Here is a 13,600-nt window from a genome sequence, read left to right on the forward strand (position 1 = left end):
TAACTGACCTCACAAAATACATTTTGACCCCCTTTACATGGTTAGTTTCTTTCTTACAGAAACTAACCACTTTTTTTGTGACAGAAAACTACAAACCAGGGGGACAGTCCCCCTGGTTTCTTTTTAAATATTAAGAATAAATTTAAATATTACATGAGTTTTTCAATAGTTTCTTTTTCTAGATTAAATCTATACAGGTTTCCGCTACGAGAAGGATGGTATAGGTAAATATTATTATTGAAAACTCTTAATGTCGTTGCATCAATTTTAGCTAGTTTTCTTAAGTTATTTCCATCTATATCTGCTTCAAATAAAGAGTCATTGTAAATTAAATACATTTTGTTATTTGAAATATCAAAAGCTAATGGTGAAGTTGATAAATTTGTATTGTTATAAGTAATATTTTTAACATTTAAATTACCCAAATTTATTTTTCTTAGGTTATAATTATAATTGTAATTAGAAAAGAAGACTTTATTATTATACACTTTAAATACAGGTATATTTTGGCTAAATATTTGTTTAGCATTTTGTCCATCAAGATCAGAACTGAAAAGACCTACTGAATCCTCTGTATAACTGGAAAAATAAAGTTTTTTATCATGAGATAAAAATGTATGCACAGAAAGATTATTAATTTTTTCTATATTAGAATCAATTTCATTAATACGGTAAAGACCTTCGTCGGTAATGTAATAAATCCATTCATCTAAAACAAAGGAAATTCTAGAGATATCAATATCTTCAAATACTTTTTTAATAGAACCATCTAATTCTGAAATAACAATTTTTCTATCCTCTTTATCATCAAAATATCCATTAGTATAATAAAGAACGTCTTCGTAAATTATAAAACTAGAAACGCTGTGACTAGTTAGTTTAGTTAAGTTGCTACCATCTAAATCCATTTTATAAAGCCTGCTATTATCTTTGAAATTTTCAAAGAACAGTTTATCACCATATTCAATCATATTTATACTTGAACACGCAGACATACGGGAAAGACGGAAGTTATTTATATTATTAAGTGTAAGTATTCCTATAAGCATAAAAACAAAAGCAGCAACAATAGATGCAATTCTTTTTTTTGTAAATAGCTTGGTTAACTTTTTTTGAAGGGGATTTGAAAATACAACATCCTCTAACCCACTTTTTTTTGAAAATTTAATTTTTTCCCATACATTATCAGGTTCAATGTTTTCAACTGCTCTTGAGAGCATTGAAAGGACTTCTTTTTCAGTATATTTTTTATCCATATTATAATCACTCCTTTTTTAATAATTATTTTGAGGATAAAATTTTCTTTAACTTTCTAAGGGCTCTAATATAGTACCATCTTTCGGTTGATTGAGAGAGATTTAGCATATTAGCTATTTCCTTATGTTTTAATCCAGAAACAGCGTAAAGAATTACAATTTGACGCTCTTTACTTTTGAGTTTTTTAAATGCTTCTTTTAAAAGAAATCTTTCTAAACATGTATCAAATTCTTGAGATTCATTTTTTGAGGAATTATTTTTAAAAGATAATTCTTCTACTGAGCCATTATCAATAAACGTATTAACTTCAAACTTTCTGTTTTTTAGTATGTTTAAAGATAAATTACGAGCAATTTGAAATATCCACGCTTTTCCATTGCTTCCTTCTAAGTAAGAATTTGACCTAGTTTTTATTCGTATAAATGTTTCTTGTACTACGTCTTCAGCTAAAGATCTATCTCCAATAATTGAAAAAGCTAATGCAAAAATATATTTGTGAATTTTATTGTATAACTTTTCAAGTGAAGAATCTTTATCGTTTTTTATACCAATAATTAATTTATCAATTTCTGAATTCAAGTTTTTCACCTCCTATATATTAAACAATTATTGAGGGCATTTTGTTGGAAAAAATATAATATTTTCTATACAAATCAAAAAAAGACGGTATGTTTTTCATACCGTCTTTTTTTTAAAAAAACTAAACTAATATATTTTCAAGTTCGTCAACTGTCCTTCCAAAGGCATCTAAAGTGTCCTGGATAGGTTTTGGTGTGGATAAATCTACACCAGCTTTTTTAAGAAGTTCTAGAGGATAATCTGAACATCCACCTTTTAAAAACTCAATATACCTTTTTACTGCCGAATTTCCTTCATTTAGAATCATATTTGAAATAGCTGTGGCAGATGAAAAGCCAGTTGCATATTTATAGACGTAAAAGCTAGAATAAAAATGTGGAATTCTTGCCCATTCAATACTAATGTCCTTATTTACCGTTACTTCCGGTTCAAAATACTTTTTGTTAAGGTCAAAATATACCTGGCTTAAAGTCTCTGATGTAAGTGCCTCACCATTTTTATATTTCATATGAATTATTTTTTCAAACTCTGCAAACATAGTCTGCCTGAATACTGTAGCTCTAAACTGTTCTAAATAGTGATTCAGAAGATATGCCTTTTCCATTCTGTCTTTTGTGTTATTGAGCATGTATTTTATGAGAAGAGATTCGTTTACGGTAGAAGCCACTTCTGCTACAAAAATCTTATATTCTGAGTATATATAGTGCTGGGTTTTGTTTGTATAGAAAGTGTGAAGTGCATGACCCATTTCGTGGGCTAGAGTAAACACATCATTTACTGTGCCCTGGTAGTTTAAAAGTACATAGGGGTGGGTTTTATATGCTCCCCAGGAATATGCTCCACTGGTTTTGCCTTCATTTTCATAAACATCTATCCATCCATTTGTAAATCCCTCATTTAAATATTTTAAATATTCTTCTCCTAGAGGTTTAAGTCCATTTTCAACTTGTTTTAGAGCGTCTTCATAGGGAATATCCTTTTTGGGTTTTTCAACAATTGGGACGTAGAGGTCGTACATATTTAGTTCATCAAGTTTTAATACTTTCTTTCTAAGGTTTAAGTACCTGTGAAGGTGGTGCAGGTTTTTGTCCACTGTTTCGATTAGATTGTCATAAACTTTGGTATTTATGTTGTCGTCATCTAAAGATGCTTCTAAAGAAGAATTGTACTTACTTGCTGTGGCATAAAATTTATCTGATTTTATAGAGCCAGACAACATAGCTGCAAAAGAATTATTATACTTTTGGTATGTATCGTAAAGAGCAGTAAATGCATCTTTTCGAACTCTCCTGTCTTCGCTTTCTAAAAATTTAATATACCTTCCTTTTGTAAGTTCTACTTCTTTTCCCTCTTCATCCTTTATGAAGGGAAATTTTATATCTGCATTATTAAACATTGTAAAGATTTCTCTTGCAGAACCTGAAAATTCTGAAGAAAGGGCAAGGAGTTCTTCTTCTCTTTCCGATAACACATGTTCCTTTTGCCTTAAAATTTCATTGAAATAGTGCTGATATAATTTAAGCTCACCAGATGATTCAATATATTTTTTTAATGTGTCTTGCTTTATTGTTATTATTTCAGGGACAATAAAAGAGGTGGCAGCATAGCACTGGGTGTAAAGATTAAAAGCTCTATCAGTAAGTCCTTGATACAAGGAGACAGCGTTATTCTCGTCTTTTTTCATTCGTGCGTAGACAAAAAGTTTTTCGCATGAAGACATAAGCTTATCCCTTAGTTTAAGACATTCTAAAAGGTTATCAGCACTTTCATTTAAGGTTCCTTTATATTCAATTATGCCTTCAATATTTTTTGATATCTTTTTAAAATCCTCTTCCCATACATCAACATTTTGATATATATTTTCAAGATTCCATTTATACTTCTTGTCTATTTCTTCTCTTTTTGGTAGTGAATTCATGGCAAAAATCCTCCTGTTGGTTGTATTTGTATACAAAATATTATAACTCATTATACTGTAACTACCAAGGATTAATTTAAAAGATCTTTCCAATATGAAATTATACAGATAGGTGAAAAGAAAAGAGTGAAAACCTTTAGACTTAGCCTAGAAATGTTAAAAATACAAAAATATTATATATATCTGTAATACTATCACTTGGTTGTATTATAAAAAGAAATTGGCCAGACAAAACAACCTTAACCAATAACTACAGCTTAAACAAAACATTGTATAGCATCACAGCGGCTTCTGCTCTGGTTGCAAAATCATCTGGTGAGAGGATATTATTACCTTTACCATTTATTATTCCTGCACCATGTGTTACTGCTAAGCTAGAAAGAGCATAGTCGGATATTAAATGTCTGTCAGAAAACTTGTCAAGTATCGAATTATCCCTATGAGGAAGGGGACTTTCTGTAATTCTTAAAGTTCTAGCAAGTATTACAGCCATATCTTCTCTTTTTATAGGCTCGTTAGGATAAAAATAGTTGTTTCCCACGCCAGAGACAATCCCCATATTTTTAGCAATCATTACATTTCTATAATACCAGTGTTCAGGACGTACATCTGAAAAAGTTCCTATAGGCGTTTTATCAAGTTCAAAAGCATTTATCACAAGGCTTATAAATTCTGCACGAGTTATGCTATCATCTGGTGCAAAGATATCTTCTGATCTGCCACTTATTATGTCCATGCCTAAAAGGGTATTTACGGCAGTTCTAGCCCAAGGAACAGTGTTTAAATCATCAAAAGTTTTTTTAAGTATAGTTCTAACTGAAACTGTATTGCTAGGGGTTGACTGTAAATTTAAGTTATATGCTCGTACCCTGTAATAATATATTGAATTAAACTCAAGACTAGAATCTGTAAAAGACTTTGTGTTTTCTGTTACACGTCCTATGTCAACAAAATCTTTACTACCATGTCTTCTTTCTATAATAAAACCATCTTCATTGTCTGAGTTGTCTTTCCATTCAAGAAGATATTGATTATTAGGTATTTGTGTCACAATTAGGTCTGAAGGTGGGTTAACTGTATTTATACGCACCTCGACAGACTGAGTATATGACTTTAAATTCATAGAAGACTCATATGCTGCAATTCTAAAATAGTAAACTTTATCAGAATCTAAATTCTCTACCGTATAGCTTCTTACGCTGTTGCCCAGTGAGACTATTTCATTCCATCTGCCATCTGAATTCACTTTTTTTTCAACTTTAAAACCAGATACTTCAGTTTGATCTTCATAATCCCATTCAATAACAACTTCAGAATTTGATGAAACAACAACTTTAAAATTTTCAGGTTCAGGTAAAGTTAAAGCTTCAAGGAAAGCTTCGTTTGAGAAATCTGAAGAATTATATGCGTTGACTGATTTAATTCTATATGTATAGTTTCTATCATTTTCCACATCAACGTCATACCATTTTATATCATTTGGCTCTATAGTTTTAATTGGCACAAAATTTGAATTTTCAGCTTTTCTCTCTATCAAAATATCACTTTCAAAGGATAAATTTCCTATCCACTCGAGTTTTACTATCCCTGAAGAATACCAAGAAGCTTTTAAGCTCCTAGGTGCTGATAGATTTGTATACACTCCCTTTTCATTTTCAAGATAATCTCCAGGATAAGGTCTCGAAAACACATCTTCATCAATTACTGCTTTTACTCTGTAAAAGTATTCTGTATCGGGACGAAGTCCTTGGTCGCTGTAGCTGCTAAAACCAGTATCTAATATATCGATAACCTGCCAATTTCCATCGTTGCCTCTCCTTCTTTCGATGGCAGTGCTGTGATTTGAATAGTCTGCATATGTCCATGAAAGGTCAATTTGCCTTGAGGACACAGGAGTTACAGTAAGAGAAGCAGGAGGCTCAATTAAAAGAGAAGTGGATGATGTTACCTCATTAGTATAGGAGCGGGCTTTGCCAAATGGATTAAATGGAATAACCCTGTATGTATAATTAGAACTGGAAGTCACATTGCTGTCTGAGTAGTAAGTAGTGTTTGCAGGTACAGTTGCTATTTCAACAAAGCTTCCGTTGTCTGTCCTTCTCTCTACAATGAAGCCTGATTCATTGTTTGAGTTGTCCTGCCAATTCAAAGTAAAACTTGTAGGTGATGTTATATCAACAGTGAGATAGTCGGCAGAATCAGGTACACCTGTAAATATACGATAATCACGTGTTGAATTTGTATTTCTATTACCATCTCTGGCAACAATTCTGTAATAGTAGGTTTTGTTTGTTTCAATATTGTCTGTGTCAGAATAAGAGGTTATATTACTGTCAACAGTGGCTATAGTTCGATAAGGTGAGCTGCTTGAATCTTTTCGCTGTATTCTTATAGTAAAATCGTCTATAGGAGGATTAGTCCAGCTAAGATCTATCCTTCCAGGACTGACAGGCACGCACTGTAGGTTTGAAGGTGAAAAAATATTGGTAATGGGTTTAGAAATATTACTAACACCTGTAAAGTTTTCTGTATTTATTTTAAGTCTGTATCTATATATACCATCATCACGAAGTGTTTCTTTTAGAGAAGTGCTGTCTTCTTCTAAGTCTCTATCTACAACTTCCCAACTTCCCCATGACTCGTCCATATATTTGGCTCTTTCTAATTTAAAGTCCTGTATTTGAGAGTGTTTTTCCCAGGAAATTAGTACATTGCCGTTATCTAATTTTGCAGTAATTTCAGGAAGCTTTATTGGGGTTATTTCAAAGTCTGACGAAGCTAGATCTTCTTTAATGTCTGAAGATGTAACAGTATACGTGCTTGTAGTGTTAGGTGAAATGGAATTATCAGAAAAACTTATAAAAGTTCCATTGTCGTCTAAGTGTGCCATTTCCTCTCCTTCTTCATTATATATTGTGGTGCTTTGGGTGGAGAGAGAGTTATTTATCCATGTTAAATCTATTATATTGTTATTTAAATCTAAATTCCATAAAACAATAGAAGGCTCAAGCATGCTCGAGGTTTCTTTAGTGATTTCTTGGGACTTTATAACTTCTCCTGAAGAATTTATTGCTTCAACTTCATAAGTATATTCAGTATCAGACAAAAGTTCAGTGTCCTCAAAATTCAAATAATTTCGTTCTATGTCCACATCAATAGTTGAAAGCAATACACCATTTCTGTATACATTGTAATATGATGCATTTGCTACTGAATTCCAGCTGAGATTGATTTGAGTATCAGGGTTTAAAGAAGCAGACCTAGCACGTAAGCCCAAAGAGGTATCAGCACTGGACGTAGCAGTGATACATAAAAACAAAATAATTGTGGCAAATATTTTTTTCCTCATAAGCACCCTCCATAAAATAAAAGACCTCTTATTCTTTTATCGTTATAATTAAGGAAAAAAATAAGCTAAAATTAAAGGAGTTTACTATTTTTTATCTAAATGGCAAATGCCAGCAACTTTTTCTACGTCAAGAACAAAAGCGATACCTTTTTTAGGAGCATTTAAGTCTGCAGCATCGGTGATGCTTTTTAAAACCTTATTGGTTTTTTTGTTGTCAATAAGGGTGAGAATAATTTCTTTTTCAGGTTCTATAGGAATTCCCATGAGTTTGGCATTTTCATTTATTCCTGTTCCTCTGCCGTGTATTATAGTGCTTCCTTCAGCACCAGCCATTTTTGCAGCATCAACAACATCACAAGAAAAACCTTTATTGACTATGGTTACAATTAATTCAAATTTAATATTGGATGGCATGATTAATTTTCCTCCTTATAATCTAACATTTCACCTAATTTTAAAAGGTGAAATATCCCACAGACATTTTTTACATTTATAACAAAAGCTATGCCCTTACCTGGTTTGTTAAGTTGGCCTTTTTCTATAATGGTGTCAAGTATATAATCTGCCTTTTCATCTTCTACCAAAGTTAATATTATTTCTTTAGCAGGGTCGTACTCAACAGAAAATAATTTTAAAAACTTTTTCTTATCTGCAGTACCTTTTCCTAGAAGTATTGTACCTCCTTTGGCACTATGTTTTTTTGTAAAGTCAACAATACTGCTAGCTTTTCCTTTTCTAACAATGGTTACTATTAACTTGTGATTATTACAAAGGGATAACTCATTTGTATTCATTCTACATTTACTTTCCTTTCATATAAAAATCCTAAAACCAACACGGATATAATAGGTATCATAGATACTAATGCCACCATACCAAAACCTTCAACAAGAGGGTTGCTTCCTTCAAGAGTTTTTGAAGCACCTACCGTCAAAGATAAAAGCAGTGTTACAATCATAGGACCTGTCACAACTCCACCTGAATCAAAGGCAATTCCGACAAAAACACGACCTACAAATTTTGCTATGATAAATGCAATTATATATCCAGGTATAATAAAATACCACAGGGAAATACCTGTTAATATTCTTAACATTGAAAGTGCAACTGATACAGCTACTCCTATTGAGATTGAAAACAGCACGACATTTTGTTTAATATGTCCACCTGTTACTTTTTCTATTTCTGTATTTAATATTCTCAAAGCTGGCTCGGCAAACGCAATGGTAAAACCAAATACAAAACCAATTGGAACTAGAAGCCAGTTATTTTCCATAGATATAAGGCTCATGCCTATATATTCGCCTGTTGAAAAATATCCTATATCAACTCCCTGTAAAAAAAGTACAAATCCAAAAAACACACATATAATGCCCCAAATGGTTTTTACAACTTCCTTTTTTGGCAGGTTAAGTACATAAAATTGAAAGAGCATGAATATTACCAGCAAAGGAAGCAGTGCTAAAAAAACTTCTTTTATAACATCAAATATTCCATCAAAAAATACGCTTACCATTAATAGTACACCCCCAAAATCAATATTGCAAGTATTGGGCCGATAGAGGCTAAAGCCACCAGACCAAAGCTGTTATCCTCAGACTTTCTGTTTCCAAACATAGATGTTACTCCAACTCCAAAAGCCAATATAAATGGAACTGTCATTGGACCTGTAGTAACACCTCCAGCATCAAATGAAACGGCTAAGAATTCTGGAGATGAAAACATGGATAATATAAATACAAGTGAATATCCTCCTATTAACATATAAACTAAAGGAATATTTAGAACAATGCGCAAAAGTGCTAGAGCAAGAAATATTGCCACACCTAAAGATACAGCTATGACAAGGAGATTTCTTGTTATTGAATCACCAGTTACGCTGTCAACCTGTATGGAAAGTATTTGCACAGAAGGCTCTGCAATAGTAACTACAAAACCTAATATAAAGCCAAAAAACAATACAATCCAAAGCCTGCCTTTTTTAACAAGAGCTGAACCTATGTATTCGCCTATTGGAAGAAGACTGATTCGAACTCCTGTTAGAAAGAGAAAAAAACCGACTATAATCATTATTGTTCCAGCTATAAAATTAGCAAATACTTCAGATGGCATTTTAACTATTGTCAACTGTAGAACTATAACCAATATAGTAACTGGTATAATTGCATAAATTACTTCTAAAGCCGTTTCTTTAAGGTTCAATTAAGTCGCCTCCGCTTTTGTTTTTATCTAGAATTTTATTTAACAAGTGGTATTAGAGTTTCCGTTTAAAGTTTGGATATTCACATAAATAAGCTATATATATTATATCATATTGAATTTATGCCTACAATTAAAATGAGTTGCGGTTTTTGATTTTTTTATGCTCTTGATTTTTTTATTTACACATGTTAAAATAACATGTGTTTCTTCAAGATTAAATAATAAATATGCGCCCGTGGCCAAGTGGATAAGGCACAGGTTTCCTAAACCTGCATTCGGACGTTCGAATCGTCTCGGGCGTACCAAAACCCCCATAGATATGGGGGTTTTTAAAAAATTCTACACTTTTTTAGTAGAGTTTTGATGATTCCCTTTTGGGGGGAAATAATAATGGCAAAGAGAAACATAATACCAGTAATTGTTGCCATGGAACCAGAGATTGAGACATCCAGAATTCGTGCAAGTTGATATCCTAAAATACCTGCTGATATGCCAAGTATAGCACTTATCAGTATCATAAATTTTAAATTATCTGTTAAAAGATATGCTGTTAGAGGGGGAACAACCATAAGAGCTACTACAAGTATTGAACCCACTGTGTCAAAGGCACCGATGGCAGTTACAGAAACAACTCCCATAAGGCCATAGTGAATAATCCCTGGGCTAATTCCCAATGCAAAAGCAAGTGATGGATCAAAGGTCACTATTTTTAATTCTTTATAAAAAAGTGAGATAAATGAAATGTTAATAATCAGTATTGCTCCCATTACATAAAAGGATTTTGGGCCTAAGTCAATATTTCCCATATAAAATCTTCTAAAGGGAGCAAAAGCAATTTCACCTAATAAAACTGCATCTATATCAAGATGGACATTACGTGCAAACTTTGAAATGATAATTACACCAATGCTAAAAAGTGCAGTAAAAACAAGGCCTATAGCAGAATCTTCATAGACTAAATTTGTACTTTTTAATATTTCAACTAAGACAACTGTCAATAGCCCTGTAACGGCAGCACCTATTATCAATAGAGGTGAATGAACATTTCTTGTATACAAAAAAGCAATTGCAATACCTGCTAAAATAGAATGACTTATGGCATCACTCATCATGGCCATTTTTCTCAATACCAGAAAGGAGCCGGCTAAAGTGCATGTGAGGCCTGTAAGAGCAGCTATTAATTGTATTTCAAATTGAGGGTTACTCATATAGTTTACCTCCCATCTGAAGTTCTTTGGCTTTTTCAATTCCTTTTAGTGTAAGCTTCCACCCGTTATGATGTTCTTGCAATAGATTCATATTTTTCATTTGCTTTAAAATATTGGTGAGTTTTTTTGAGGAGGCACATGGACTTTTTTTCATTAGTTCTTCTAAATCCACAGATTTTCTTTTACTGCATAAATGATAAAGATAAGTTAAAGTGATGTTTTGGGTAATTTTTAAATTGTTTTTATAAGTACAAAAGAGCTTACTTAGTATGCCTCTTTTAGGAGCAAAAAGAAAGGAAAGAATAAACAATGAAAAACTTACAAGGACAATTATTGGACCAGTAGGCATATTAGAAGTTCTGCTACTTATAAAGGCACCTGTTATACCTGATATTGCTCCAAAAAAACCTCCAAGTACAGCCATGACTTCTAGCCGATTAGTCCATTGCCTGCTGGCAGCGGCAGGTGCAATGAGCATAGCACTCATTAATACAACACCTACCGTTTGAAGTCCAACAACTATAGACACAACCATAAGGCATGTTAATAAAATGTCCATTTTTTTCATTGGAAAGCCAACACTTTCTCCAAAATCAGGGTTAAAGATTAGTAATTTAAATTCTTTCCAGAGAAGAAAAACTATAAAAAGAGCTGTACCGCCTAAAATGCTCATTGTAATAATGTCTTCTTTGAGAAGTGTTGCAGCCTGACCAAATAAAAACTTATTAAGTCCTGCCTGCCTTGAATCAGGAATTTTTTGAACAATACTTAGCATCATCATTCCAAATCCAAAGAAAACCGACAATACTATTGCAAGAGCCCCATCGTATTTTATTTTGGTAAATCGTACAATAGACATCATACATATTGATGAAATCCAGCCAGCTACTAAAGCTCCTGTTAAAAGTACAAGTGGAGATGAGCTTTTAGTAAGTAAAAATGCAATTGCAATGCCAGGAAGGGCAGAATGAGAAATGGCATCTCCTAAAAGACTTTGTTTTCTCAAAATTGCAAATGATCCTAGAATACCAGAAGTAATGCCTAAAATAGCAGAACCTAGTATTACAGTTCTTAACGTATGATCTTTAAATATTGACATTAAAATTTCAATCATATTCTTTCCCCCTTTAAAAGAGGGCTTTTACAGGTTGATTTATCTTTTCTTACTATAAAGCTCTGATAAGGTGTTTTAGGGCAGCTATAGGTTTTGGCCAGATTTTCTCCAATAAACACTTCAGAGCAGGGGCCAACTGCGATGCATTTTATGTTTAACATCATAATCCAGTCAAAATACTCTGAGGCTGTTTCTAGGTTGTGGTGAACTGCAACAATTGTTTTTCCTTTGTTTTTCAACTCTTTCATAAAATCTATTATTATTTTTTCAGTGAGTGCGTCCACACCTTGGAAGGGTTCATCCATCAAGAAAAGGTCAGCATCCTGTACTAGAGCTCGTGCAAGAAAAGTACGTTGTTGCTGTCCTCCTGACAATTTACTTATTTGTCTGTCGTGATATTTTTCCATGCCGAGCTTTTCTAATGCATTTAGTGAGAGTTGTTTTTCTTTTTTTCCAGGTCTTTTAATCCAACCAATATCACCATAAAGTCCCATTGTAACTACGTCAAGCACTGTTGTAGGGAAATCCCAGTCTACACTTTCTCTTTGTGGAACATAGGCAACTTTTTTGCGGATTTTTTTGTAGGGTTTTCCGTATATTTTGGCACTTCCGGCTATAGGTTTTACAATACCCAGTAAGGATTTTATAAATGTGCTTTTACCAGCTCCGTTAGGTCCTATAATTCCCATTATAATTCCTTCCGGTACAGCTACATTTATATCCCATAATACAGGTTTATCATTATAGGATGTTGTTAATGAACTTACTTCTAATGCTTTTTTATACATAGTTATTACCTCTTTTAATTACTTTTTTAGTGCGTTTACAATAGTATCAACATTATGTCTTATCATACCTTTATAAGTTCCTTCTGGCTTATCAGGATTTCCCATAGAGTCTGAAAACAGTTCCCCCCCTATTTCTACATCAAAGTCTCTTGACAAAACTGCTTGCTGTAGAGCTTCTATGTGGCGGGTTTGGACTGAAGTTTCTATGAAGATTGCAGGCACTTTATTTTCAGTTATAAATTGAGCTAGGTTTTGTACGTCTAAAACACCTGCCTCTGTTTCGGTGCTAATGCCCTGAAGTCCAAGAACATTAAAATCGTATGCGTTACCAAAATAGGCAAAAGCGTCATGAGCCGTTATTAAAATTCTTTGATTTTTTGGAATTTCCATAACCTTTTTGCTTATATACTCTTGGAGGCTATTGAGTTCTTCGAGGTAATCTGAAGCATTTTGAATATAAATTTCTGAATTTGAAGGGTCTAAAGTAACCAGTTTATCTTTTGCAAATTTCACAACTTCTTTCCACAATTGAACATCAGACCATATATGAGGGTCATAACTGCCCTCAAACTCGTCTTCACCACTAAGTAGTTTTGAGGCATGGACAGCATCAGTAACTGCATATGTTGGAATGTTTAATCTGGACATTTCCTCAAACAGGTCAGCCATCTTGCCTTCTAAATGAAGTCCATTATAAAAAATTATATCTGCATTTTGAAGTTTTCTTACATCACTTTCGGTGGCCTGGTAAAGGTGTGGATCTACACCAGTTCCCATTAGTCCATCCACTTCTAAAACATCTTTTCCTAAGATATTAAGTAAATCTGTAATCATCGTTGTAGTTGTTACAACTTTCAAGTTTTCATTACTTTGCTGTGGGGAAGTATCTCTATTGATATTGGAATAATAAATGTAAAATCCCAAAAAAGCAGATATTAAGAAAAAGATTAAAACAATCCATAATAGAATTTTTTTCATAGACGTATCCTCCTCGTCAATAAATTATTTTTATTAGCTATGTGAAAATAAGTTTCACGCAACTAAATTTTTAGTTTATTATATGCACTTTTAGGGAATGAGGTTACTAGTTACATAACAAAGATACTTTTTAAAAGCAGGAGAATATAAGATGGGTTTTTAAATTTTTTTTAATATAACACTTGTCTTATGTAATAACAATATGTA

At 32.8% G+C, this 13,600-nt stretch carries 12 protein-coding genes and 1 tRNA gene; 1 reads left to right on the forward strand and 12 read right to left on the reverse strand.

Annotation, left to right across the window (positions count from 1 at the left end):
* Positions 1-149 precede the first annotated feature (149 nt).
* The 8 genes from RBH29_RS09035 to RBH29_RS09070 all read right to left on the reverse strand — a co-directional run bounded on the left by RBH29_RS09035 (position 150) and on the right by RBH29_RS09070 (position 9,305).
* Positions 150-1,256 (reverse strand): DUF5050 domain-containing protein, encoded by a 1,107-nt coding sequence (locus tag RBH29_RS09035; RefSeq protein WP_306696483.1) that lies wholly within the window; start codon positions 1,254-1,256, stop codon positions 150-152.
* 25 nt (positions 1,257-1,281) lie between these two features.
* The gene (locus RBH29_RS09040) at positions 1,282-1,836 is read right to left on the reverse strand and encodes an RNA polymerase sigma factor (protein ID WP_306696484.1); all 555 of its coding nucleotides are present in this window, start codon (positions 1,834-1,836) and stop codon (positions 1,282-1,284) included.
* 121 nt (positions 1,837-1,957) lie between these two features.
* Positions 1,958-3,754: an oligoendopeptidase F gene (pepF, locus tag RBH29_RS09045; RefSeq protein WP_306696485.1), complete on the reverse strand. Its 1,797-nt coding sequence runs from the start codon at positions 3,752-3,754 to the stop codon at positions 1,958-1,960.
* Positions 3,755-4,004: 250 nt separating this feature from the next.
* Positions 4,005-7,103, reverse strand: a complete 3,099-nt coding sequence (locus tag RBH29_RS09050) for a fibronectin type III domain-containing protein (RefSeq protein ID WP_306696487.1) — start codon at positions 7,101-7,103, stop codon at positions 4,005-4,007.
* A gap of 84 nt (positions 7,104-7,187) precedes the next feature.
* Positions 7,188-7,517 carry a P-II family nitrogen regulator gene (locus RBH29_RS09055; RefSeq protein WP_306696488.1) on the reverse strand — a complete coding sequence of 110 codons (330 nt, stop codon included), beginning with the start codon at positions 7,515-7,517 and terminating at the stop codon, positions 7,188-7,190.
* A gap of 2 nt (positions 7,518-7,519) precedes the next feature.
* Positions 7,520-7,897, reverse strand: a complete 378-nt coding sequence (locus RBH29_RS09060; RefSeq protein ID WP_306696489.1) for a P-II family nitrogen regulator — start codon at positions 7,895-7,897, stop codon at positions 7,520-7,522.
* Positions 7,894-8,619: a DUF1538 domain-containing protein gene (locus RBH29_RS09065; RefSeq protein WP_306696490.1), complete on the reverse strand. Its 726-nt coding sequence runs from the start codon at positions 8,617-8,619 to the stop codon at positions 7,894-7,896. The genes RBH29_RS09060 and RBH29_RS09065 overlap by 4 nt, the downstream gene beginning before the upstream one ends.
* On the reverse strand, positions 8,619-9,305 hold the full coding sequence (locus tag RBH29_RS09070) for a DUF1538 domain-containing protein (protein ID WP_306696491.1): 687 nt from the start codon (positions 9,303-9,305) through the stop codon (positions 8,619-8,621). The genes RBH29_RS09065 and RBH29_RS09070 overlap by 1 nt, the downstream gene beginning before the upstream one ends.
* A 229-nt stretch (positions 9,306-9,534) precedes the next feature.
* Between RBH29_RS09070 and RBH29_RS09075 the strand changes: the two genes are divergently transcribed.
* A tRNA-Arg gene (locus RBH29_RS09075) sits at positions 9,535-9,610 on the forward strand.
* Between the two features lie 24 nt (positions 9,611-9,634).
* Here the strand turns inward: RBH29_RS09075 and RBH29_RS09080 are convergent.
* The 4 genes from RBH29_RS09080 to RBH29_RS09095 are packed head-to-tail and all read right to left on the reverse strand — an operon-like array spanning position 9,635 to position 13,393.
* On the reverse strand, positions 9,635-10,513 hold the full coding sequence (locus tag RBH29_RS09080) for a metal ABC transporter permease (protein WP_306696492.1): 879 nt from the start codon (positions 10,511-10,513) through the stop codon (positions 9,635-9,637).
* Entirely contained in the window at positions 10,506-11,627 is a 1,122-nt protein-coding gene (locus RBH29_RS09085) for a metal ABC transporter permease (protein WP_306696493.1), read from the reverse strand. The genes RBH29_RS09080 and RBH29_RS09085 overlap by 8 nt, the downstream gene beginning before the upstream one ends.
* Positions 11,624-12,415, reverse strand: coding sequence for a metal ABC transporter ATP-binding protein (locus RBH29_RS09090; protein ID WP_306696494.1), 792 nt, complete (start codon positions 12,413-12,415; stop codon positions 11,624-11,626). Before RBH29_RS09090 ends, RBH29_RS09085 begins: the two co-directional genes overlap by 4 nt.
* Before the next feature lie 18 nt (positions 12,416-12,433).
* Positions 12,434-13,393 (reverse strand): metal ABC transporter solute-binding protein, Zn/Mn family, encoded by a 960-nt coding sequence (locus RBH29_RS09095; RefSeq protein ID WP_306696495.1) that lies wholly within the window; start codon positions 13,391-13,393, stop codon positions 12,434-12,436.
* Positions 13,394-13,600: the final 207 nt, after the last annotated feature.

It is taken from the genome of Herbivorax alkaliphila, assembly GCF_030848475.1.
Lineage (GTDB): Bacteria > Bacillota > Clostridia > Acetivibrionales > Acetivibrionaceae > Herbivorax.

What these genes read in the sequence shown, in the direction of transcription:
- RBH29_RS09085 (WP_306696493.1), bottom strand. Translation starts at nt 11,627, where the DNA reads ATGATTGAAATTTTAATGTCAATATTTAAAGATCATACGTTAAGAACT.
- RBH29_RS09090 (WP_306696494.1), bottom strand. Translation starts at nt 12,415, where the DNA reads ATGTATAAAAAAGCATTAGAAGTAAGTTCATTAACAACATCCTATAAT.
- pepF (WP_306696485.1), bottom strand. Translation starts at nt 3,754, where the DNA reads ATGAATTCACTACCAAAAAGAGAAGAAATAGACAAGAAGTATAAATGG.
- RBH29_RS09055 (WP_306696488.1), bottom strand. Translation starts at nt 7,517, where the DNA reads ATGCCATCCAATATTAAATTTGAATTAATTGTAACCATAGTCAATAAA.
- RBH29_RS09095 (WP_306696495.1), bottom strand. Translation starts at nt 13,393, where the DNA reads ATGAAAAAAATTCTATTATGGATTGTTTTAATCTTTTTCTTAATATCT.
- RBH29_RS09080 (WP_306696492.1), bottom strand. Translation starts at nt 10,513, where the DNA reads ATGAGTAACCCTCAATTTGAAATACAATTAATAGCTGCTCTTACAGGC.
- RBH29_RS09035 (WP_306696483.1), bottom strand. Translation starts at nt 1,256, where the DNA reads ATGGATAAAAAATATACTGAAAAAGAAGTCCTTTCAATGCTCTCAAGA.
- RBH29_RS09050 (WP_306696487.1), bottom strand. Translation starts at nt 7,103, where the DNA reads ATGAGGAAAAAAATATTTGCCACAATTATTTTGTTTTTATGTATCACT.
- RBH29_RS09060 (WP_306696489.1), bottom strand. Translation starts at nt 7,897, where the DNA reads ATGAATACAAATGAGTTATCCCTTTGTAATAATCACAAGTTAATAGTA.
- RBH29_RS09065 (WP_306696490.1), bottom strand. Translation starts at nt 8,619, where the DNA reads ATGGTAAGCGTATTTTTTGATGGAATATTTGATGTTATAAAAGAAGTT.